This window comes from Paenibacillus naphthalenovorans, from assembly GCF_001465255.1.
Lineage (GTDB): Bacteria > Bacillota > Bacilli > Paenibacillales > NBRC-103111 > Paenibacillus_G > Paenibacillus_G naphthalenovorans.
This window is the reverse complement of sequence record NZ_CP013652.1, coordinates 2951717-2972745: the sequence shown is the minus strand read 5'-3', so window position 1 is coordinate 2972745 and position 21029 is coordinate 2951717. Positions and strand designations below refer to the sequence as shown.

Genomic DNA, 21029 nt, shown 5'->3' with positions numbered 1-21029 from the left:
GTGAAGGTTACGTGAAAATAGTCAGAAGAGAGAGCGGAACGGCGGCAAAATGGTTGTCGGAGGATAAGCTGCGCACCGGGCTTCAGGCGCTTCGCTATCGGACTTTAGGCACGGAGATCGACAAGGGGCTGCTCTTCAAAGCGACGGTATACATTATTCTGATCAATGTCGCTTTTATTTACATCAAGCCGATTCTGTATATGATGACGACGATGGTCAAGGATGCGAAAAACATTCTCGACCCTTCGGTTATCTGGGTTCCACGATCGATATTTTTGGGCCATCTGAAGGAAGCGAGCGAAATGCTCAGTTACGGTAGCAGCTTCCTTATCAGCCTGTCGCTTGCGTCTTCGGTGGCCGTACTGCAGGTATTTTCCTGCGCCGTAGCGGGTTATGCCTTCGCAAGACTCGATTTTCCGTTGAAAAAGCTGTGGGAAGCGCTGCTGCTGTTTACCTTTATCATGCCGCCGCAAGTTACGATTTTGCCGTCGATCATGCTCTTCAAGGAGTTTGGCTGGCTCAACACCTTTTTGCCTATGGTCGTTCCGGCTTTATTCGGGCACGGACTGAAGGGGGCGATGTTCGTCATTATTTATCGAGCCTTTTATTCCACGCTGCCCAAGGAGCTTGACGAGGCTGCGCGAATCGACGGGGCAGGACCCTTCCGCATGTTTTTCCGCGTGATGTTTCCAATTTCCAGGTCGGCGACGGTCGTCGTCATGTTGTTCTCGTTTGTATGGAACTGGAACGATTTTTATTTCCCGTCGCTCTTTATGTTCACCGCCGAGAATGTGCCTCTGTCGATTACGTTGGCGCGTATGGCCGGGGAAATGGCCGTCGCGGAGGGAGCGGGAGAAATTACCGTTTATGCCGAGGCGATCAAGATGGCCGCTTCTTTCCTGATTATTATGCCGCTGCTGGTCGTCTATCTGTTTGCACAGCGCTGGTTCATCGAAGGCGTGGAACGTACGGGGTTGGTGGAGTGAGAATGGAAACGGGAGGAAAAGGATGAAGAGTCAATCGGAACGAAAGCTCAACCTCAATGCTTTTCTTGCGGCTTCGGGACATCATCAGGCGTCCTGGCGGCATCCAGATGCACATCCGGAGAAGGGCCTGGACATTAAGCATTATTTGAAGCTAGCCCGAATTGCCGAACGCGGCTTGCTGGATTCCGTCTTCCTGGCTGACGGGTATTGGGCTAACGCCGGAACGCTGGAGCCATTCACAATGCTGTCGGCGCTGGCGGCGGGGACGAAGCATATCGGCCTGATCGCAACAGTGGAAACAACCTATAACGAGCCGTTCCACGTTGCCAGAAAGTTTGCTTCCCTCGATCACATCAGCAAGGGCAGAGCGGGCTGGAACATCGTAACCGGCGCCGGTCCGGCGTCGGAGCAGTTCAGCAGGGAGCGCCATCCCGAGCACCATGAACGCTATGCATCGGCTGAGGAATTCGTCGAGATCGTCAAGCGTCTGTGGGACAGTTGGGAGGACGATGCAGTCCGCAACGATAAGCACGGCGGCGTACGGATCGACGAGAGCAAGGTCCATACGATCGATTATGTCGGCCAAAGGTATACCGTGAAGGGGCCGTTAAACATTGCGCGCCCGCCGCAAGGCTATCCGGTGCTTGTGCAGGCCGGCTCCTCCGAGACGGGCAAGGAATTCGCCGCCAAGGTGGCGGAGGCGATCTTCACCGCGCAGCAGACTTATGAGGAGGCGCAAGCCTTTTACCAGGATGTCAAAGGAAGGCTTGCGAAATATGGCCGTGTGCCCGGGCAGTTGAAAATTTTGCCGGGGTTGAGTCCGATTCTGGCCGATACGGAAGCAGAAGCCCGGGATATTGAGCAGGAGCTGTTCGATCTGATTGACTTGGATCGGACCATCGATCAATTATCGTCCCGACTGGGTATCGACCTGACCGGTCACCCGCTTGATCAGCCGGTTTCGCTTGAAGGCGCCCTAACAACCGGGCAGGTCAACGGAATGAAAAGCCGTCACCAGTTGATTCTGGATTTGGTTGAGCGGGAGAGACCGACGCTCAGGCAGTTGATTCATCGACTGGCAGGGGCAAGAGGACATTTCACCTTCACGGGAACGCCGCTCCAGTTGGCGGATTTGATAGAGCGCTGGTTCCGGAACGGGGCGGCGGACGGCTTCAATGTGATGCCGCAGCTTTATCCCGGCGGACTGGAGCGGTTCGTCGATAAGGTCATTCCCGAATTGCAAAATCGTGGATTGTTTCGTACAGCTTATGAAGGAACGACGCTAAGAGACCATTTGGGACTGGCGCGTCCCGAAAATACAAGGCATGTCCATAAATAAAACGGAAAACGAGGTGTTTTTACAATGAGCGAAACGAATCGTAAAGTTCATTTGAACGTCTTTTTACGGGCAACGGGTCATCATGCGGGGGCCTGGCGGCATCGCGATTCCCGCCCGGATCTCGAGCTGGACATCGATTACTTGGCGAAGCTGGCGAGAATCGCCGAGAGGGGCCTGCTGGATTCCGTCTTTCTCGCTGACGGCTATGCGGGCGGAGGAAGCAAGCTGGAGCCGTTCACGCAGCTGTCCGCGCTCGCTGCCGTTACAGAACATATCGGTTTAATCGCAACGGTGGGAACGGTCTATAATGATCCGTTTCATGTTGCGAGACAATTTGCCTCTTTGGACTATATAAGCGGAGGCAGAGCCGGATGGAATATTGTCACGGGCGCCGGATCGGCGGCTCATAACTTCAGCAGGGAGAAGCATCCCGAGCATGCGGAGCGGTATGAAACCGGCGAGGAGTTTGTGGAGGTGGTGAAGCAGCTGTGGGATAGCTGGGAGGACGACGCCCTTCTGTTCGATAAAGAAGGAGGCAGGCTGGTCGATCCGAATAAAGTGCACGAGATTCATTTCAAGGGGCATACCTATTCCGTGAAGGGGCCGCTTAACATTCCTCGTCCGCCGCAGGGCTATCCGGTGCTTGTGCAGGCTGGCTCCTCGGAGCAGGGCAAGGAGCTGGCGGCCAAGACGGCGGAGGTCATCTTCACGGCCCAGCAGACGTTTGATGCGGGGCGGGAGTTTTACAGCGATGTGAAATCCCGGCTGGCCAAGTACGGCAGAACGGCCGATGAGCTCGTTATATTGCCGGGGCTTGCGCCGATCGTGGCGGATACGGAAGCGGAGGCGCGCGATATCGAAGCGGAGCTGCATGCCCTGGTCGATACGAAGGAAGCGCTCAGGAGCTTGTCGGAGCGTTTTACGGTAGACCTGAACGATTACGATCTGGATGCGCCGGTGCCGCTCGATAAAGCAAAGCCGGCAGAAGAGTTCAACGGCATCCGAAGCCGCCAGGAGGTCATCATCGACGCAGCCCGGCGCGAAAACTTCACGATACGCCAGCTGCTGTATCGCAGCAACGGCGGGCACGGTCATATTACCTTTACGGGCTCGGTGCTCCAAACGGCGGACCTGATTGAAAAGTGGTTCAGAAATCATGCTGCGGATGGCTTTAACGTCCTGCCGCAATTGTTTCCTACGGGACTGGAAACGTTCGTCGACAAAGTGATTCCCGAGCTGCAGAACCGCGGTCTGTTCCGCACCGAGTACGAGGGCACGACGCTGCGTGAAAGCCTCGGGCTGAAACGCCGGGCGAATACGCGCCATCTTCAAAATATTTAACGGCGGAACAAAGGGCTGCAGGATGAAAAAGCAGGCAGCCGCCACTACGCCTACGCCTGAAGAGGTACAGGATTCCAAATTGACAGGAATGAGAGGAAGAGAATGAAGAGAATGAAGAGAACAGGAACCATTTTTATCGTATTATTGATCTTAGCCATCGTTGCCGCATGCAATGGCGGAAACAAGGCCCCCGCAGATTCAGGCAGCGGAGGAGACGGCTCTGCCCAGGCAGACGGCGCTTCCTCGGGGGATTTTAAGAAGCTTGGGGAGAAACCCCTAACATTGAAATTCTATAGTACGGGAGCCACCTTCACGGACGTGGAATTTGAAGTCATGATTGCAGGGCCGATTCGGGCCAAATATCCGAATGTCACGATCGAGCGCATTACGCCGGCGGCAACGACTACGCCGGAGGAGGTACTGTCCACCCATGTGCCGGATATCATATTCGGCAGCGTACAGCAGCGGGTTATCCGTACGGGGGCTTATCAGGATCTGCGCGAGCTGATCAAGAAGCATAACTTCGATGAGAGCCGGCTAAAGCCGATCGGCTACAACTATATCAAAGAAATAACGAAAGGGAAGGGAGATGCGGTTCTGGCGCTTCCTTTCAATATCAATCAGCACGTGATGTACTATAACAAGGACATCTTCGACAAGTTTGGAGTGCCTTATCCGACGGAGAAGCAGCTGACATGGGATGAAGCCGTCGAGCTGGGGACGAAGCTGACGCGAACGGAAAACGGCGTGCATTACATCGGTCTTGTCGTCGATAACCTGACCGGCTTGGCCAAATCGTTAAGGCTGCCGTATCTCGATCGCCAGACGGGTCAAGCTGCGCTCGATACGCCGGATTGGCTGCGCGTATTCGAACTGCAGAAGAGAATATTTGAAATTCCGGGGTATATCACGCCGGAAGGCACGTGGAACTGGACGCGCGACCATTTTATGAAGGATCAGAATATCGCGATACGCGTATCCTGGCTTGCCAATATGGTCGGACCGCTGGAAGAGCTGCGCCAGCAGGGCGTTGAATTTAACTGGGACATTGCGCCGGCTCCCAATTTCAGCGATCAGTTGGGCAAGACAAGAGAAGCGCAAATTCACGCCATAGCGATTAACAGCCAAAGTCAGCACAAGGATGAAGCCTTCCAGGTCATCGCCGAAATCTTGTCGGATGAAGGGCAGCGCATCATTGCGAAGAACGGGCGCGTGCCTGCCATTATCAATCCTGAGCTAGAAAAAGATTACGGAGCGGATATTCCTGTGCTGCAAGGAAAAACGGTGCAAAACGTCTTTGTCGGCGAGCCGCTTCAGGAGCATTATATTCACCCTTACGAATCGGAAATCAGCAAAAGGCTCCTCGAGGCGGCGGAAGATCTGGCCGTCAAGGGCCTCGATGTGAACTCGGCGATTCGCAAAGCGACGGAAGCCATCAACAAGGATGTCGAAACGTTAAAAACAACAATTGGACAATATTAATGATTCAAGGGAGTGAAACCGTATGAGCCAAAAGCACCGTCAACTGCATTTGAACGCCTTCTTGTACGGGACCGGCCACCATGAGGCTTCATGGCGGCTTCCCGAAGCCCGACCGGAGCTGAATCTGGACTTTAACCATGTGCTGCAAATTGTGCATACGGCCGAGCGGGGCTTAATGGATTCCGTCTTTCTTGCGGACGGGTACACAGGCCGCTCCAACAAGCTGGAACCGTTCACGGAACTGGCTGCGCTGGCCAGCCGGACGAAGCATATCGGCTTGATCGCCACTGTGGGAACGACCTATAACGAGCCGTTCCATGTTGCCCGCAAATTCGCTTCGCTGGATCATATCAGCAAAGGACGGGCGGGCTGGAACATTGTGACGGGATCCGCATCGGCCGCACACAACTTCGGCAGAGAGGAGCATCCCGAGCATTCACTCCGCTACGAGGAGGCCGATGAGTTCGTGGAGGTCGTGAAGAAGCTGTGGGACAGTTGGGAGGACGATGCGGTTATCAACGACAAAGCCTCCGGTGTACGCATCGTGCAGGACAAAGTCCATACGATCGATCACAGCGGGAAATATTATCGGGTCAAAGGTCCGCTTAACATCGCTCGCCCGCCGCAGGGCTACCCTGTGCTGGTGCAGGCGGGCTCGTCTGAGAGCGGCAAGGAATTCGCAGCCAAGGTTGCGGAGGTTATATTTACCGCCCACCAAAGCATTGAGAGCGCGCAGGAGTTCTACAAGGACGTGAAATCGAGGCTGCCGAAATACGGCAGAACCCCCGAGCAGCTTAAAATATTGCCGGGCATCAGCCCGATTCTGGCGGAAACGGCGGAAGAGGCGAAAGAAATTGAAAACCGGCTGTTCGATTACGTCAACAAGGATGAAGCTGTAAGACGGCTATCGGAGCGGCTTGGTCTCGACCTGTCCAATCAACCGTTGGACGAGCCGCTTTCGCTTGAAGGCGTGCGCGAAACCGGGGAGGTTAACGGCAACAAGAGCCGCCATCAGCTCATTCTCGACCTGATCCGCAACGAGAATCTGACGTTGAAACAGCTTATTAACCGATTGGCCGGCGCGAGAGGACATTTTACCTTTACCGGGACTCCGCTTCAACTGGCCGATGTCATCGAGACTTGGTTTTTAAACGGCGCAGCGGACGGCTTCAATGTGATGCCGCAAATTTATCCGGCCGGGTTGGACATTTTCGTGGACAAGGTCATCCCCGAATTGCAAAATCGCGGATTGTTCCGAACGTCATACGAAGGCAGGACGCTCAGAGAAAACCTTGGGCTCTCCAGACCGGCCAATACACGTTTTTCGTTTAAGGCGGCACGGTAAGCTCCAAACCAAGCATTTTGATTTAAGGAGAGAATGTAATCATGAAGAAGCTCACACTGGGCATGACGGTGCTATTGCTGCTGGCTATATTGACGGCATGCACAAGCAGCGGAAAAAACGAAGGCCAATCGTCAAATTCGGCCGGGACGGATTCTCCTGCCAAAGCGGAGGCGGAGTTCAAAAAGCTGGGAGACGAGCCGGTTACGTTAACGTTTTTTAGTACAAGCGGAACGTTTCCGGATGTCGAATTTCAGACGCTGATCGCCGATCCCATCAAGAAGAAATACCCGAATGTAACGATTGAGCGCATTAAACCGGCCGCCTCCACCACGAACGAGGAAGTGTTATCCACGCATGTGCCGGACATTATCTATTCTTCTTCATCGTCGCATCAGAGAATTATCCGCACGGGCGCCTATGAGGACTTGCGGGAACTGATCAAACGCCATAACTTTGACGTGAGCCGCATCAAGCCGATTCTATGGGATTATATTAAGGATATCACAAAGGATACGGGCGGCGAGATTTATGCGATTCCGTTCAATGCCAATCAGCACGTTTTGTATTACAACAAAGACATATTTGATAAATTCGGCGTCGAGTATCCGACCGACAAACAGTTGACATGGGATCAAGTGCTGGACATTGCGGCGAAGCTGACCCGAACCGAAAACGGAATTCATTATATCGGATTGTCGGTAGACAATTTGACAGGGTTGGCGAAGGGGCTCGGCCTTCCTTATGTGGACCGCAAGACGGGCAAGGCTGCGCTGGATACGCCGGAATGGCGGCGTATATTCGAGCTTAACAAGCGTATTTTTGAAATTCCGGGTTATGTGACGCCGGACGGTACGTGGAACTGGGGGCGCGACCAGTTCATGAAGGACCAGGTGATTGCCATGCGGGTTACCTGGCTTGCCAATATGGTCGGTCCATTGGAGGAGCTGCGCCAGCAGGGCGTTGAATTCAATTGGGACATCGCTCCTGCCCCGAACTTTGAGGACCAACTGGGCAAGACGAGAGAAGCGCAAATCCATTCGCTGTCGGTTAACAGCCAAAGCAAGCATAAGGACGAGGCGTTCCAGATTATCGCCGAAATCCTGTCCGACGAGGGACAGCGTATATTGTCCAGAAACGGCCGTGTGCCGGCAATCATTAATCCAGAGCTGGAAAAGGAGTATGGACTGGACATTCCGGTTCTGCAGGGCAAATCGGTGCAGAACGTATTTATCGGCGAACCGTTGCAGGAGCATTATATCCATCCGTATGAGCTGGAAATTACGCCAAGGCTTACGGAGGCCGCCGAGGATCTGGCCGTTAACGGGCTGGACGTAAACTCCGCGATCCGCAAGGCGACCGATGCGATCAACAAGGACGTGGAGACGCTGAAAACGACCCTTGGCACGCCGTAAGCACGGTAAGTAAAGGAAAGACTTTAGAACCCTTTCCTTGTGCTTTGCTCTCTAGTATGCGCCAAATAAGGAATGATGGTGCGGCACGCTTGGCGAAGACCGGCTATGAAGCCGAATGCGGGTCCATGGGTATGGCTCGCCAGAGATCCGACAAAGAACAGTCCGGGTACGCTGCTTTCGAAATGCTGGCTAAGAAGCGGGAACCGTCGGAACGGGCCGTCTTCTCTCCGAATCGCTGCAAGCAAACCGGATGGCAGGAAAGGGAGCAGGTCGAGGTCGATGCGATAGCCGGTTGCGCATATGACATGATCGACAATACGCGTATCGCCGCTGGAAAGCGTCAGTCGAACCTTGCCGTCCGGGCCGGCCTCGGCTTGTTCGATAGAAGCTCCTCCGGTAGCCGGAACTTTGCCTTCCACGTAGGGCTTTAGAAATAAGGCGACGGTTCCCTGGCGCGGAGTGTTCCACCGCTCTTGCTTTTGCTCCAGCGGAAGCCGGTAGAACTGTTCGGCGGATTCAATCAGCCTCAGGCCGGACGCCGTGTTATCTTCCTCGGCGTAACGAACGGCATCCCTGCGGAACAGCAGTTCCGCTTCGCAGCCTGCGAGATGCAGCAGCGCCGCAGCCTCCCAGGCGCTCTGACCGCTGCCGATGACGGCGACCTTCTGCCCTTTGAAGCGGTTGAATTCGGTTTGGCCGAAGGTATGCGTACGGAGAGAAGGAGGCAATCCGGACAGTACATCCGGGATGTAGCTGAAGTGCTGCAGACCCGTAGCGACGATTGCATGCGCGCCGGTGAACCGGGTTCCCGATTCCGTTGTGACCGTGATGGCGGAAGCGGCATAGTCCAGCCGCACCACAAGCTCCGGAGTAAATTCGACGTTGGCATGACGCGCGAACCAGAAGGCATACTCCACGAAAGCCGGACGGGGGAAGGGCGATTCGAGCGGGGTTCCCGTCTCTGCGCAGAAGCGATCGATGGTCAGCGAATTCTCTTTGTCGGAGAAGCTGATATAACGCGGATTCGTGCGGATGAACATGTTTTGCGGCATTTGATCTTTCCAGAACTGCATAGGCAGGCCAAGCAACACATAGGATAAGCCGCTCGCTTTCGCATGAGCAGCGAGGGAGATCCCGTAGGGACCGGCCCCGATAATGATCAAGTCAATCATGTGGAAGCCTCCTGTTCATCAAGTTCGAAATGATACCCAAAATTATACTATATTTACTATTAACGACAAGTTTTAATTTGATATTTTAATGATTGACAGCTGAATTATTCCATGATAAATTTTTTCATATTAAATAAATTGGAATAATTGGAAATTATTATCTACCGGTCAACCGGAGACACCAGCCTCATGTGTCTCCGGTTTTTTTTGACAAGAAATGGAGAGGGATCCTGATGAATCAAACCATCGAATTGTTAAAAAAGCATCGCTCTATTCGAAAATTCAAGGAAACGGCGATACCCGAGGAGCATCTGACTGAAATCATACTGGCTGCACAAGCTGCATCGACCTCCTCGAATATTCAAGCCTACAGCGTCATTGCCGTCAAGGACCCTGAGAGGAAACGGCGGTTCGCCGGATTGGCCGGCAATCAGCAGCAAATCGTGGAGAGTCCGGTATTCCTCGTATGGTGTGCCGACCTAAACAAAATCAGAACGGCGATTCGCCTGCACGAGGACGTGGAGCTCAAGCAGAACGTGGAGCTCTTCCTGCTCGGCACGATCGATGCGACCCTGGCGGCCCAGAATGCCACCGTCGCGGCGGAATCGCTCGGCTACGGCATGGTCTATATCGGCGGCATCCGCAACAACCCGCAGGACGTGACGGACTTGCTTGAGCTTCCGCAGCTGGTATATCCGGTGTTCGGCATGTGTCTGGGCGTACCGGATCAAGAACCGGATATCCGCCCAAGATTGCCGCTGGCGGCCGTCTATCATCAGGAGGTATACAGCAAGGAAGGGCTGGAAGATGAAATTAAAGCTTATGACGAAATTACACGGCATTATTACGCCACGCGCAAAGGCGGCGGCAGGGGCGGAGAGCAGGAAACCAAGTGGTCGAAGGAAATGCTGAGAAGATTCAACGGGGAACGTCTCCGCGGTCATATGCACGATTTCCTGTTAGGCCGGGGCTTTGAGTTGAAGTAAAAGGCACACACATCCATGACGATATAGAATCGATGCGTTTCGCATGAGACACAGCGGCAATACGAAAAGGCCGGCGAATGCGGGTTAACCCATCTTCGCGTTTCGCTGATCTTAAACCTACATTAACGAGGTGTTGAACATGAGTGATTCATCCTTGGACAAGAAAGCGCATTTCAACGTGTTCCTGCGGGGGTCCGGACATCATGCCGCAGCCTGGAAGCATCCGGCTTCGAGGCCCAAGGAAGATCTGGATCTGGAGTATTACGCCAATATCGCAAGAATAGCGGAGCGCGGCTTGTTCGATTCGCTGTTTATGGCGGACAACTACTCCGGTCTTGGCAGAAGGTTGGAGCCGTTTACGCTGCTGTCCGCGCTGGCGGCGCTGACAAAGCATGTCGGTCTGATCGCCACGGTCAGCACGACCTACAACGAACCTTACCATGTGGCGAGGAAGTTTGCTTCGCTTGATCATATCAGCAAAGGAAGGGCCGGATGGAATATTGTGACCGGTCATTCGCAGGCGGACGCGGGCAATTTCAGCAAACCGGAGCATCCCGAGGTGTCGCGGCGCTATGAGATCGGAGACGAATTCGTGGAGGTGACGAAGCAGCTTTGGGACAGTTGGGAAGAGGACGCTCTTGTGTATGATCGGGAAAACGAAGTGGCCGTCGATACGAGCAAGGTGCACGAGATCAATTTTAAAGGAACATATTATGCCGTGACGGGGCCGCTCAATATTCCAAGGCCGCCGCAAGGCTATCCGGTGCTGGTGCAGGCGGGCTCGTCCGAAAGCGGAAAGGAGCTTGCGGCGAAGACAGCGGAAGTCATATTCACGGCGCAACAGACGCTGGGTGCGGCTCAGGAGTTTTATACGGACGTGAAGTCCCGCCTGAAGAAGTACGGCCGGACGCCGGATCAGCTTCTGATCATGCCGGGGCTCAGTCCCATTGTCGCGGATACCGAGGCGGAGGCCAAAGATATCGAAGATGAATTTAACGCACTGCTGAATACGAAACAGATGCTGCACAAGCTATCGAACTATTTTACGGTAGATCTGTCGGATTACTCGCTGGACAGCCTCGTTCCGGTTGACAAAGCAAAACCTTACGGGTCGATTACGACCGGCATTACGAGCCGCCAGGAGGTGGTCGTTGACGCCGCCCGCCGCGACAGGATGACCATCCGGCAGTTCATCGCCAGAAGCGCGGCGGGACACGGGCATGTGTCCTTTACCGGGTCCGTCCTGCAAACGGCGGATTTTATCGAGACGTGGATTCGCGAGAATGGGGCGGACGGTTTCAACATTTTGCCGCATATCTATTACAGCGGGCTGGAAACGTTTGTCGACAAGGTGATTCCGGAGCTGCAAAATCGGGGGCTGTTCCGTACGGCCTACGAGGGAAAGACGCTTCGTGAAAATCTCGGCCTTGCCCGGCCGGAAAACAAGAACAAGGCGATATGTGCATTGGAAAGGACAGCTTTGAAAGCTCAAAACGGTTAAAGCGAAACGATAACTTATAACGATCAGAGGAGGAATAAAGGTATGTCTGTACAATATCGTCAATTAGGAGCAAGCGGTCTTAAAGTAAGCGAGATCAGTCTGGGAAGCTGGTTAACCTACGGAGGCTACGTAGAGCGCGAAAACGCGGTCAAATCGATTCAAAAGGCTTACAGTCTCGGTGTAAACTTCTTCGATACGGCGAATGTGTACGCCAAGGGAGAGGCGGAGAAGGTGGTGGGTGAGACGCTTCGCGCCTATCCGCGCGAATCTTATGTTCTGGCTACCAAGGTTTACGGCAAAATCGGGGATGGCCCGAATGACCGAGGCTTATCCCGCAAGCATGTGATCGAATCGGCGAATGCCAGCCTGAAGCGGCTGGGGCTGGAGTATGTGGATATCTTCTACAGCCACCGATTCGACAGTGATACGCCGCTGGAAGAGACGCTGCGGGCGTTTGACGATTTGGTGCGGCAGGGCAAGGTGCTGTACATCGGGGTTAGCGAGTGGACGGCGGCGCAGATTACGGAAGCTTTCGCGATTGCCGATAAGTATTTGCTGGACCGCATCGTGGTTAACCAGCCGATCTATAATCTGTTCGAGCGGTACATTGAGAGAGAGATTATCCCGCTCGGGCAGAAGAAAGGCTTCGGTCAGGTTGTGTTCTCGCCGCTGGCTCAAGGCCTGCTGACCGGCAAATATTCGTCGAACGGAAAGGTGCCGGAGGACTCCCGGGCCGCCAAGCATGAAAATTTCAAAAACAAAATTACGGAAGAAAGGCTGGCTAAGGTCGATCAGTTGAAAGGCATCGCTTCCGAGCTGAATATTACGGTCGCCCAGCTTTCGCTCGCCTGGATATTGCGCCAGCCGAATGTATCCAGCGCGCTGATCGGCGCCAGCCGTCCGGAGCAGGTAGAGGAGAACGTGAAGGCGTCTGGCATCGTGCTTGACGATGCGGTCCTTGAGCGTATTGCCAAAGTTATCGATCTTGAACCTGCAGCATCGAGAGGCTCATTCTAATCTGTTGTCAGCTGTAATGCGACAAACTCCAGTAAATGCACTTGATTTACTGGAGTTTGTTTTGGGGAAAAGCAGTTATAGATGCGGAATTTGGAAAAAAGGATTGCCAATTAACGATATATCGCATAAAATTCTAATTAATACGATATATCGTTAATGGAGGCAGCACAGCATGAAAAAGGAATGGCAGCAAGAGGAACGTTTATTTTTGTTTCACGGTCATGAACGGGAGGCCTTTGGTTCAGGCAGGCGGTATTTTAGCCGCGGCGGCGTGAAGTATGCGCTGCTGGAGCTGCTGCAGCAGGAGAATATGCACGGCTACCAAATGATGAAGGCGCTGGAGGAGCAATCGGGAGGTACGTATAAGCCAAGCGCGGGCTCCATCTACCCTACGCTGCAGATGCTCAGAGATCAGGGGTTTGTCGAAGCCTACAAGGTGGACGGCAAAAAAATTTTTCATATCACGGATGAAGGCCGCGCTTATTTACAGGAGGAGAAGGACCGTCCCGAGCCGTCCGATGCCGGGGAACAAGGCTGGGAGGCGCGGGAGCAAAGCCTCCCGGAAGAAGACAACGGACACTGGAAGGGCGTGCGAAGAAACCGGAGACTGACTCCTAAGGGAAAGGAACTGCTGCATCTGCTGAAGGCTGCGGAACGCGCCGCGCTGTCCGATGCGGACAAAGCCGTTGAACTGCGCGAGCTGCTCGATAACCTGCGAGATTCGCTGCGCCGGATCGTAGCGGATTCGGGCAGAAGCGGCGGAGAGGGCGGGCGTCCATGAGTGACCATCCGGCGGGAGCCTTCCGGGCCGGCGGCGGATTGGGAGGCATGAGAAGATTCGGCAGCGGCGAGAAAGCCAAGCCGGCCAGCATCTACGGTATGTTCGCGCGAATCTTTACGCATGCGAGGCTGGAATGGCCGGCTATCATTACGGCGGTCGTGTGCGTGATCGCCGTTTCACTGCTTGAATTTGTCGTCCCCCAGCTTACGCGCTACACGATCGACCATCTGATTCCCGGCAAGCGTTTCGACGGGCTGGTTCTGATTGGCGCCGGCGTTCTCGGCGCGGCCGTCATGCTGGGCGTACTGCGTTATATAAGCACGTCGCTGATGGCCTCCATCGGGCAGAAGGTGCTCTACAAGCTCCGCAATGATCTGTATCGCCATATGCAGAGCCTTGATGTCTCATTTTTTGACCGCAACCGCACCGGGGATCTGATGTCCCGCGTAACCCATGACGTCAGCATCTTACAGCAGTTGATCTCTTCCAGCATGATGCAATTGTTTACCGATTTTTTCACGTTTACAGCTATCGCGGTGTATATGCTCTGGATTGATTGGAGGCTGACGCTGCTCCTGCTTGCGATCTTCCCGGTTATGATTCTGACGACGAAGCTGTTCGGGAAAAGAATTCGCGCTTCGTTTCGCAAGGTGCAGGAATCGATTGCCGATGTGAGCGACCATCTGCAAAATACGCTGACCGGCATCCGGCTGATCAAATCGTTTACGGCCGAAAACTACGAGTCCGAACGATTCTCCCATCGCACCAGGGAAAACATGGACGCCAATATTCAGGTCGTCCGCTTGCGGGCCGCGTACGAGCCGATTATCGATTTTCTTAATTTTACGGGATTGGCTATCGTGCTTGTGTTCGGGGCCTGGCTTTCGATGAAGGGACAGATGACGGTAGGCACCATCGTCGCTTTTACCGCTTATTTGCGCCTGCTGCAAAATCCGATTCGCCATTTCAGCCGGGTGATCCATACGATCCAGCAATCGGCGGCCGCGTATGAACGCATTATGGAAGTAATGAATACGAAGGCGGATATTTGGGAGAAGGAGGACGCGATTGCGCTGCCTCCCGTGCGCGGGCATATCGTATTCCGGAACGTGAATTTTGCTTATTCGCGCGAGTTGGAAGTGCTGTCCGGATTCAATCTGGAGCTGGAGGCCGGCAAGGTTACGGCTTTGGTCGGTTCATCGGGCTCCGGCAAGACGACGATCGCGCATCTGATTCCCCGCTTCTACGATCCGCAAGCCGGGGACATTACGATAGACGGTTACTCCCTGAAGGATGTGACTCTCTCCTCCCTTAGAGAGCAGATCGGCATCGTATCGCAGGATATTGTATTGTTCAACGGGACGATCATCGAAAACATCCGTTACAGCAACAGCCATGCGACGGAAGAGGAGGTCAGGGCGGCAGCGGGGGCGGCCAGCGCCAGCGGATTTATCGAGGCTTTCCCGCAGGGATACGATACGCCAATCGGCGAACGCGGCGTCAAGCTGTCGGGCGGGCAAAAGCAGCGGATATCCATCGCAAGGGCCATCCTGAAAAATCCGCGCGTCATTATTCTCGATGAAGCGACGGCTTCGCTCGATACCGAATCGGAGCAGCATATCCAGGAAGCGTTGGCGCGGCTGCTGAAAGGGCGCACCTGTCTGGTGATCGCCCACCGGCTATCGACGATCCAGCAGGCGGACCGCATTCATGTGCTGGAGCAAGGCCGCATCGTTGAGAGCGGGACGCACGAAGAGCTGCTGCGCCTGCAAGGCCGCTACAGCCGGCTCTATGCATTGCAATTTCCGCAAACGAAAGCGGTGAGATAACGAACCTTCAGACAGGAAGTGATCGTTTTTTGAAATCCCAACGAATACTGGCCGATTTTTTTCGGAAAACGTGGTACATCTACTTGTTCTCGTTGATATTTCATCTGATTTCCAACCTGATCCATGTTTATTTTCCCAAGCTGCTGGGGCAATTCACCGACAAGCTGCAGTTGGGCGAGCTGACCCGCGGCATGATTGTCGATTACAGCTTGCTGCTTTTGCTGGTCGGCATAGGTCATGTGCTTTTCCACGGAACGGCCCTCTATTTGGTCATGTATGTCGGCAGAAAGTTCGAATATCTTGTCCGGGGCCGCTTGTTCCGGCATTTTACGCAAATGAGCGAGCGGTTTTATTCCAAAAACGGCGTCGGCAAACTGCTCAGCTACTTTATGAATGACGTGACGGCTGTCCGGGAATCGATCTCGATGGGATTCAATTCAACGGCCAACGCAATCATGCTGCTGGTGGCGGCTGTCACCATGATGATCGTCAGCGGCATTCCCTATTATTTGATTGCCGTCTCCGTATTCCCGCTGCTGCTTATTCCGTTAATCGTCGTTTATTTGGGACCCATTATAAGGAAGCGATCCCTGGAGGTGCAGGAGGCGCTTGGCCGAATGACCGAAACGGCGGAGGAACAGTTCGGCGGCATCCGCGTCACGAAGAAATTTGCGGTGGAAGACATTATGGAGCGGCGCTTCGGCAAAACGGTGGAGCGTATTCGCCAAAACCAACTGCGGCTCGTGCGGGTATCGTCCTTCTTTCAGGCGCTTATTCCGTTTCTCGGTACGATCGCGCTGATTACCGCGCTTGCTTTTGGCGGTTATCTGACGGTTACGAAGCACATTACGCTCGGTAATTTCGTTGCCTTGACGCTCTATGTCCGCATGCTGATGAATCCGCTGCAGCAGATCGGCAACGTCATCAATACCATCCAGCGCTCCCGGGCTTCGCTCGAAAGGCTGAATGAGCTGCTCTCGCAGCAATCGGATATCGTGGAGCCGGAGAATGCGAAGTCCATCGATCTGTCTGCGGCGGGCATAAGGGTGGAGAATCTTTCGTTTGCATACGGCGCATCCTCTCATCAGGTGCTGAAAAATATCAATTTGCATATCAGGCCCGGGAAGACGCTCGGCATCATCGGCCGTACGGGCAGCGGAAAGACGACCCTGATGAAGCTGCTGCTGCGCACCTACGATCCGCCGACGGGAACGATATGGTACGGAAATACGGATGTCAGGGAGATGTCGCTTGAGAGCTTGCGCAGCCAAGTCGCGTACGTTCCCCAAGACGGTTTTTTGTTCAGTACGACGATTAGGGAAAATATTGCTTTCTATCAGCGCGATACGGAGTTTGAAAATGTAGAATCCGCCGCGCGCCAAGCCCAAATTTACAACCATATCGTCGATTTGCCGGACCGGTTCGAAACCAGGCTGGGTGAGAGGGGATTGACGTTGTCCGGTGGACAGCGGCAGCGGACCAGTCTGGCCCGCGGGCTGATCAAGAACGCTCCGGTTATGATTCTGGACGATAGCGTCAGCGCGGTAGACGCCGTGACGGAGAAGGATATTATCGATTCGATCCAAAAAGAGAGAAGAGGGAAAACTACGATTATTATTGCGCATCGCATCAGCGCGATCAAACACGCGGATGAAATCATAGTGCTCGATGAAGGCGTGATCGTACAGCGCGGGACGCATTCGGAACTGCTGCAGGAACAAGGGTTTTATGCTGAGCTTCATGCCATACAGGAGGAGGGGAGCCAGCATGCGACCGCCACAAGCCATTCATAATTGGCAGATGGATCAGAAGGCCGATCTTAACCAGACGGAGCAAAAGCCGCAATATATCTCGGCCTTTCGGGCTTTGTCAGGGTATATCAGGCTGCATCTATGGGCATTTATCGGCGTTTTTTGCTGTACGCTCATTGCGATTTTATCCGAACTGCTGCAGCCTTTCTTAATGAAAATCGCGATTGACGACAATCTGCTGGCGGGCAAAAACGACTACAAGGGCTTGCTTGTGATTTGCGCCATTTACCTGGCCTTGTCCCTGTCCAGCTTTGTGTTCACTTATCTGCAAAGCAATTTGCTCCAGCATATCGGCCAAAGCATTGTCGCGCGCATTCGCAACCAGCTGTTCGGCCATATCATGAAACAATCGATGCGTTACTTCGACCGGATGTCCAGCGGCAGTCTGATCACCCATGTATCGAGCGATACGGAAGCGTTGAACCAGTTTTTCAACCAGGTGCTGCTCAGTTTGTTCCGGGATGGCCTTACGCTGATCTTTATTATCGTGATGATGTTCCAGCTTGATACGACGCTGGCGCTTTACTGCCTGATCTTATTGCCGATTATATCGCTGGTGGCCATCGCTTTCCGCTCCTTTATGAGAACGACCTATCAGCTTGCAAGAACGAGGTTGTCCCGAATGGTGGCGTTCGTAGCGGAAAATCTGTCCGGCATGAATCTGATCCAGGTGTTCCACCAGCAAATGGAGCAGGAGAAGCAGTTTAATGAACGAAACGGATCGTACTTCAAAGCCAATATCAGAGAAATTCGGACCAATGTCGTGTTTGGCCGGACGTTTGATATTTTGAGCAATCTCTCGATTGCGTTCGTCACTTGGATCGGGGGAAGCGCCGTACTGGATCACAATCTGGAATTTGGCGTCCTCTATGCGTTTATTACTTACATCCGGCAGTTTTTCCAGCCGATCAATACGATTACCCAGCAGTGGAATACGCTGCAATCGGCTACCGTCGCCGTTTCCCGGATATGGACGGTGTTCGACAGCAAGCCGGACATTACCGATCGTGCGGAGCAGCGGGAGGTCCTGCTTCCGGAGAAGGTGAAGGGGCGCATCGACTTTGACGACATTTCTTTCTCTTATGAAGAGGGCATTCCGATTATCCGCAAGCTGGATTTGCATATTGAGCCGGGCGAGCTGATCGGCGTGGTTGGGACGACCGGCGCGGGTAAAAGCTCGCTCATCAGCCTGCTGTGCCGCTTCTATGATGTGAAGGAAGGCCGTATCCGGATTGACGGGACGGATGTGCGCGATATTCCGCAGTCTACGCTTCACAGGGTCGTCGGCCTGGTCCAGCAGGAGCCGTTTCTATACTCGGGCAGCATCATCGATAACGTCCGAATGTTCGACGAATCGATCACCCGCGAGGAGGTTATTCAGGCTTGCGAGTTTGTGGGCGCGGATTCCATCATTCAAAAGCTGCGCAACGGCTATGATACTCTGCTGTCGGAGCGGGGCAGCGGCTTGTCCGCCGGGGAGCGGCAGATGATCTCCTTCGCCAGAATTATCGTGTTCAAACCAAAGATTCTCATTCTGGATGAGGCAAGCGCCAATCTGGATTCGCATACGGAGAAGCTGATCCAGAACGCACTTCATGTCGTCTCGCAGAACCGGACGACGATCGTGATCGCGCACCGGCTGTCAACGATTATGCAGGCCGACCGGATTATCGTGATGAGCCGCGGCGAAATTGTGGAGCAGGGCAGCCACAAGCAGCTGCTGGCGTGCGGCGGCCATTACCGGGAGCTGTATGAGCATTCGCAGGGGCATGTCGCGGTTTAGCGTCATTGCCGCTGCTTCCAAATTATATCGGCACATGCCGCGAGGTCATTTGATCATAGAGGAGGCTGGAGACATGAGTTTGGTTGTCAACAATATTACCGATTTAATCGGCAGAACCCCGCTGGTCCATTTGAACAAAGTGGTTCCTGAGGGAAGTGCGGACATTTATCTCAAGCTGGAGTTTTTTAACCCCGGCAGCAGCATCAAGGACCGCATCGCGATCAGCATCGTCGAGGAGGCTGAGCGGGAAGGCAAGCTGAAGCCGGGAGATACGATTGTGGAGGCGACAAGCGGCAATACCGGAATCGGGCTTGCGATGGTTGCGGCAGCCAGAGGGTACAAGGCGCTTCTGGTTATGCCGGAAACGATGAGCCTGGAGCGGCGCAATCTGCTGCGCGCCTACGGTGCCAGCCTTGTGCTGACGCCCGGAGCCGAGGGGATGAAGGGCGCGATACGCGTGGCCAAGGAACTGGTTGACCGCCACCCGGACTACTTTCCCGCCCGGCAGTTTGACAACCCCGCCAATGTGAAAATCCACAGGGAGACGACGGGGCCGGAGATCGTCAAAGCGATCGAGTCGCTTGGCGGCACGCTGGACGGATTCGTTGCCGGCATCGGCACCGGCGGAACGATTACGGGCGCTGGAGAGGTACTGCGCAAGCATTATCCGTCCATCCATATCGCGGCGGTCGAGCCTGCGGCATCTGCGGTGCTATCGGGCGGCAATCCGGGCTCGCACAAGATACAAGGGATTGGAGCGGGTTTCGTGCCGGGAATACTGGACACGAGCATCTATGACGAAATTATCCAGGTGACGAATGAAGAGGCGTTCGAAACTGCACGGCGAGTGGCGAAGGAAGAAGGCATACTGGGCGGCATATCTTCAGGAGCGGCTATACATGCGGCACTGCAGCTGGCGGCCAGACTTGGAAGCGGCAAGCGAATCGTCACGATTATTCCAAGCAATGGAGAACGTTACCTCTCTACAGTGCTGTATGCGGAGGAACAACAGATATAATCGAACAGAATTCAAGCCCTCTGTTTTAGTGAAACAAACACCGGGGCGCCGGGGATTATCCCGTAGTACAAAAGGTATCCCGCTTACAGGCTTTTCACAGCATAAGCAAGCGCAATATCATAGCAAATACCACCTTTCATCGGGTGGTATTTTTTATGGTTTATGCCGGTTCTGTACGGATTGCGTTGTCACGAAAGCCATTTGGTTGAGATCCGGCCGAACTTCTATATATTCCTCGCTCTACCTTTGTTTCCTGTATGTTTTTTTATGCAAAGGGAACTGGGATAAAATCGCATCCTATCTGTCTGATAAAGCCCAAATATTTACAACGTATTATGTATCGGGCAAATAGCTCGCAACACACCTTTGTTAATTCAGCTATTTTTTCTGTACTTTGCTTTGCCAAGCCTGGGCATAAAGATTCCGGGTTATACAACGGCGATTATTGCCATGACTTTTCTCGGAGGGGGCTACATGACAGAAGTGTTCCGTTCGGGGTTGGAGGCGGTACAGAAGAGTAAGGTCGAGGCTGGACTAGCCATAGGACTGTCTAAGGGACAACTTCTAAGATTTATTTTGCTTCCGCAGGCCGTCCGAATTTCTATTCCTGCGTTCATAGGGAATTTCATTTTTCTGCTTAAGGAGACATCGGTCGTCTCCGCCATCGCTATTCCCGAACTGCTTTATACAACAACGGATCTGATCGCGACTTATTATAAAACGTTTGAGATGTTTATCATGCTTGCGGCATTTTACCTTATCCTCATTCTTCCGTTGTCCCTGTGTTTATCCTTTTTCGAAAGGAAGTTAACCTATGGACAATTCGGTAATTAGTTTATTGTTTACATCCCTTCCGTTATTGTTTAACGGAGTTATTCAAACTTTATGGATTGCTGTTTATTCTTTATGTATAAGTACAGTCTGCGGTATTGTATTTGGAATTTTCAGAATGTCCTCTATCCGGGGAATTCAAATGAGAACCTATGTAGAAATATTTCGGGCAGTACCCGTTCTTGTATTTATGTTTTTCTTTTTTTCGGACTTCCCATTCTGTGGGGGATAGAAGTCCCCGGTATGCTGGCAGCCGTTCTTTTGCATAAACTTTATGATCGAATACCTGAAAAAAGAATTTGGTCCTGAAATCAATCCGGATGATATTGTTGTTGAAGGCGGAAAACTATAAATATTTACCTAACAAAGAAAAAAGAAGTGCATCCATGAATCGG

Annotated in this window: 17 protein-coding genes; 16 read left to right on the top strand and 1 reads right to left on the bottom strand. The window is 53.4% G+C overall.

The window, feature by feature from the left end:
* The first annotated feature begins 53 nt into the window (after positions 1–53).
* The 6 genes from IJ22_RS14605 (at position 54) to IJ22_RS14580 (ending at position 7905) form a co-directional block, all read left to right on the top strand.
* Positions 54–986: a carbohydrate ABC transporter permease gene (locus tag IJ22_RS14605; RefSeq protein ID WP_306274332.1), complete on the top strand. Its 933-nt coding sequence runs from the start codon at positions 54–56 to the stop codon at positions 984–986.
* Positions 987–1008: 22 nt separating this feature from the next.
* A complete protein-coding gene (locus IJ22_RS14600) occupies positions 1009–2325 on the top strand; it encodes an LLM class flavin-dependent oxidoreductase (protein WP_062409341.1) in 1317 nt (438 codons plus the stop codon).
* Between the two features lie 24 nt (positions 2326–2349).
* On the top strand, positions 2350–3666 hold the full coding sequence (locus tag IJ22_RS14595; RefSeq protein WP_062409340.1) for an LLM class flavin-dependent oxidoreductase: 1317 nt from the start codon (positions 2350–2352) through the stop codon (positions 3664–3666).
* Between the two features lie 102 nt (positions 3667–3768).
* Complete coding sequence (locus IJ22_RS14590) at positions 3769–5148, top strand: ABC transporter substrate-binding protein (RefSeq protein WP_082660826.1); 1380 nt, start codon at positions 3769–3771, stop codon at positions 5146–5148.
* Positions 5149–5170: 22 nt separating this feature from the next.
* Positions 5171–6493 carry an LLM class flavin-dependent oxidoreductase gene (locus tag IJ22_RS14585; RefSeq protein ID WP_062409338.1) on the top strand — a complete coding sequence of 441 codons (1323 nt, stop codon included), beginning with the start codon at positions 5171–5173 and terminating at the stop codon, positions 6491–6493.
* A 41-nt stretch (positions 6494–6534) separates the two neighbouring features.
* Positions 6535–7905, top strand: a complete 1371-nt coding sequence (locus IJ22_RS14580) for an ABC transporter substrate-binding protein (protein ID WP_062409337.1) — start codon at positions 6535–6537, stop codon at positions 7903–7905.
* Positions 7906–7928: 23 nt separating this feature from the next.
* On the opposite strand, the gene IJ22_RS14575 is transcribed toward IJ22_RS14580, so the two are convergent.
* Positions 7929–9077 carry an NAD(P)-binding domain-containing protein gene (locus IJ22_RS14575; RefSeq protein ID WP_062409336.1) on the bottom strand — a complete coding sequence of 383 codons (1149 nt, stop codon included), beginning with the start codon at positions 9075–9077 and terminating at the stop codon, positions 7929–7931.
* A 233-nt stretch (positions 9078–9310) separates the two neighbouring features.
* Here IJ22_RS14575 and nfsA point away from each other — a divergent pair, with 233 nt between their 5' ends.
* The 10 genes from nfsA (at position 9311) to IJ22_RS27215 (ending at position 20866) form a co-directional block, all read left to right on the top strand.
* Positions 9311–10063 (top strand): oxygen-insensitive NADPH nitroreductase, encoded by a 753-nt coding sequence (nfsA, locus tag IJ22_RS14570; RefSeq protein WP_054818935.1) that lies wholly within the window; start codon positions 9311–9313, stop codon positions 10061–10063.
* Between the two features lie 139 nt (positions 10064–10202).
* Positions 10203–11564, top strand: a complete 1362-nt coding sequence (locus IJ22_RS14565; RefSeq protein ID WP_062409335.1) for an LLM class flavin-dependent oxidoreductase — start codon at positions 10203–10205, stop codon at positions 11562–11564.
* Between the two features lie 42 nt (positions 11565–11606).
* Positions 11607–12581 carry an aldo/keto reductase family protein gene (locus tag IJ22_RS14560; RefSeq protein WP_062409334.1) on the top strand — a complete coding sequence of 325 codons (975 nt, stop codon included), beginning with the start codon at positions 11607–11609 and terminating at the stop codon, positions 12579–12581.
* Positions 12582–12753: 172 nt separating this feature from the next.
* Positions 12754–13362 carry a PadR family transcriptional regulator gene (locus IJ22_RS14555; protein ID WP_062409333.1) on the top strand — a complete coding sequence of 203 codons (609 nt, stop codon included), beginning with the start codon at positions 12754–12756 and terminating at the stop codon, positions 13360–13362.
* Positions 13359–15191: an ABC transporter ATP-binding protein gene (locus IJ22_RS14550; protein WP_082660825.1), complete on the top strand. Its 1833-nt coding sequence runs from the start codon at positions 13359–13361 to the stop codon at positions 15189–15191. The genes IJ22_RS14555 and IJ22_RS14550 overlap by 4 nt, the downstream gene beginning before the upstream one ends.
* Before the next feature lie 29 nt (positions 15192–15220).
* Positions 15221–16984 carry an ABC transporter ATP-binding protein gene (locus tag IJ22_RS14545; protein WP_062409332.1) on the top strand — a complete coding sequence of 588 codons (1764 nt, stop codon included), beginning with the start codon at positions 15221–15223 and terminating at the stop codon, positions 16982–16984.
* A 7-nt stretch (positions 16985–16991) separates the two neighbouring features.
* Positions 16992–18785, top strand: coding sequence for an ABC transporter ATP-binding protein (locus tag IJ22_RS14540; RefSeq protein WP_418007122.1), 1794 nt, complete (start codon positions 16992–16994; stop codon positions 18783–18785).
* Between the two features lie 73 nt (positions 18786–18858).
* Complete coding sequence (gene cysK, locus IJ22_RS14535) at positions 18859–19803, top strand: cysteine synthase A (RefSeq protein WP_062409330.1); 945 nt, start codon at positions 18859–18861, stop codon at positions 19801–19803.
* A gap of 321 nt (positions 19804–20124) precedes the next feature.
* Positions 20125–20637: an amino acid ABC transporter permease gene (locus IJ22_RS14530; protein WP_082660824.1), complete on the top strand. Its 513-nt coding sequence runs from the start codon at positions 20125–20127 to the stop codon at positions 20635–20637.
* Positions 20618–20866 (top strand): ABC transporter permease subunit, encoded by a 249-nt coding sequence (locus IJ22_RS27215; protein WP_074727087.1) that lies wholly within the window; start codon positions 20618–20620, stop codon positions 20864–20866. Before IJ22_RS14530 ends, IJ22_RS27215 begins: the two co-directional genes overlap by 20 nt.
* The last annotated feature ends 163 nt before the right edge of the window (positions 20867–21029 follow it).

Excerpts from the sequence above, each read along its gene's own strand:
- IJ22_RS14590 (WP_082660826.1), top strand. The coding sequence starts at position 3,769 with ATGAAGAGAATGAAGAGAACAGGAACCATTTTTATCGTATTATTGATC.
- IJ22_RS14540 (WP_418007122.1), top strand. The coding sequence starts at position 16,992 with ATGGATCAGAAGGCCGATCTTAACCAGACGGAGCAAAAGCCGCAATAT.
- IJ22_RS14565 (WP_062409335.1), top strand. The coding sequence starts at position 10,203 with ATGAGTGATTCATCCTTGGACAAGAAAGCGCATTTCAACGTGTTCCTG.
- IJ22_RS14575 (WP_062409336.1), bottom strand. The coding sequence starts at position 9,077 with ATGATTGACTTGATCATTATCGGGGCCGGTCCCTACGGGATCTCCCTC.
- IJ22_RS14595 (WP_062409340.1), top strand. The coding sequence starts at position 2,350 with ATGAGCGAAACGAATCGTAAAGTTCATTTGAACGTCTTTTTACGGGCA.
- IJ22_RS14550 (WP_082660825.1), top strand. The coding sequence starts at position 13,359 with ATGAGTGACCATCCGGCGGGAGCCTTCCGGGCCGGCGGCGGATTGGGA.
- IJ22_RS14585 (WP_062409338.1), top strand. The coding sequence starts at position 5,171 with ATGAGCCAAAAGCACCGTCAACTGCATTTGAACGCCTTCTTGTACGGG.
- nfsA (WP_054818935.1), top strand. The coding sequence starts at position 9,311 with ATGAATCAAACCATCGAATTGTTAAAAAAGCATCGCTCTATTCGAAAA.
- IJ22_RS27215 (WP_074727087.1), top strand. The coding sequence starts at position 20,618 with ATGGACAATTCGGTAATTAGTTTATTGTTTACATCCCTTCCGTTATTG.
- cysK (WP_062409330.1), top strand. The coding sequence starts at position 18,859 with ATGAGTTTGGTTGTCAACAATATTACCGATTTAATCGGCAGAACCCCG.
- IJ22_RS14580 (WP_062409337.1), top strand. The coding sequence starts at position 6,535 with ATGAAGAAGCTCACACTGGGCATGACGGTGCTATTGCTGCTGGCTATA.
- IJ22_RS14555 (WP_062409333.1), top strand. The coding sequence starts at position 12,754 with ATGAAAAAGGAATGGCAGCAAGAGGAACGTTTATTTTTGTTTCACGGT.
- IJ22_RS14600 (WP_062409341.1), top strand. The coding sequence starts at position 1,009 with ATGAAGAGTCAATCGGAACGAAAGCTCAACCTCAATGCTTTTCTTGCG.
- IJ22_RS14560 (WP_062409334.1), top strand. The coding sequence starts at position 11,607 with ATGTCTGTACAATATCGTCAATTAGGAGCAAGCGGTCTTAAAGTAAGC.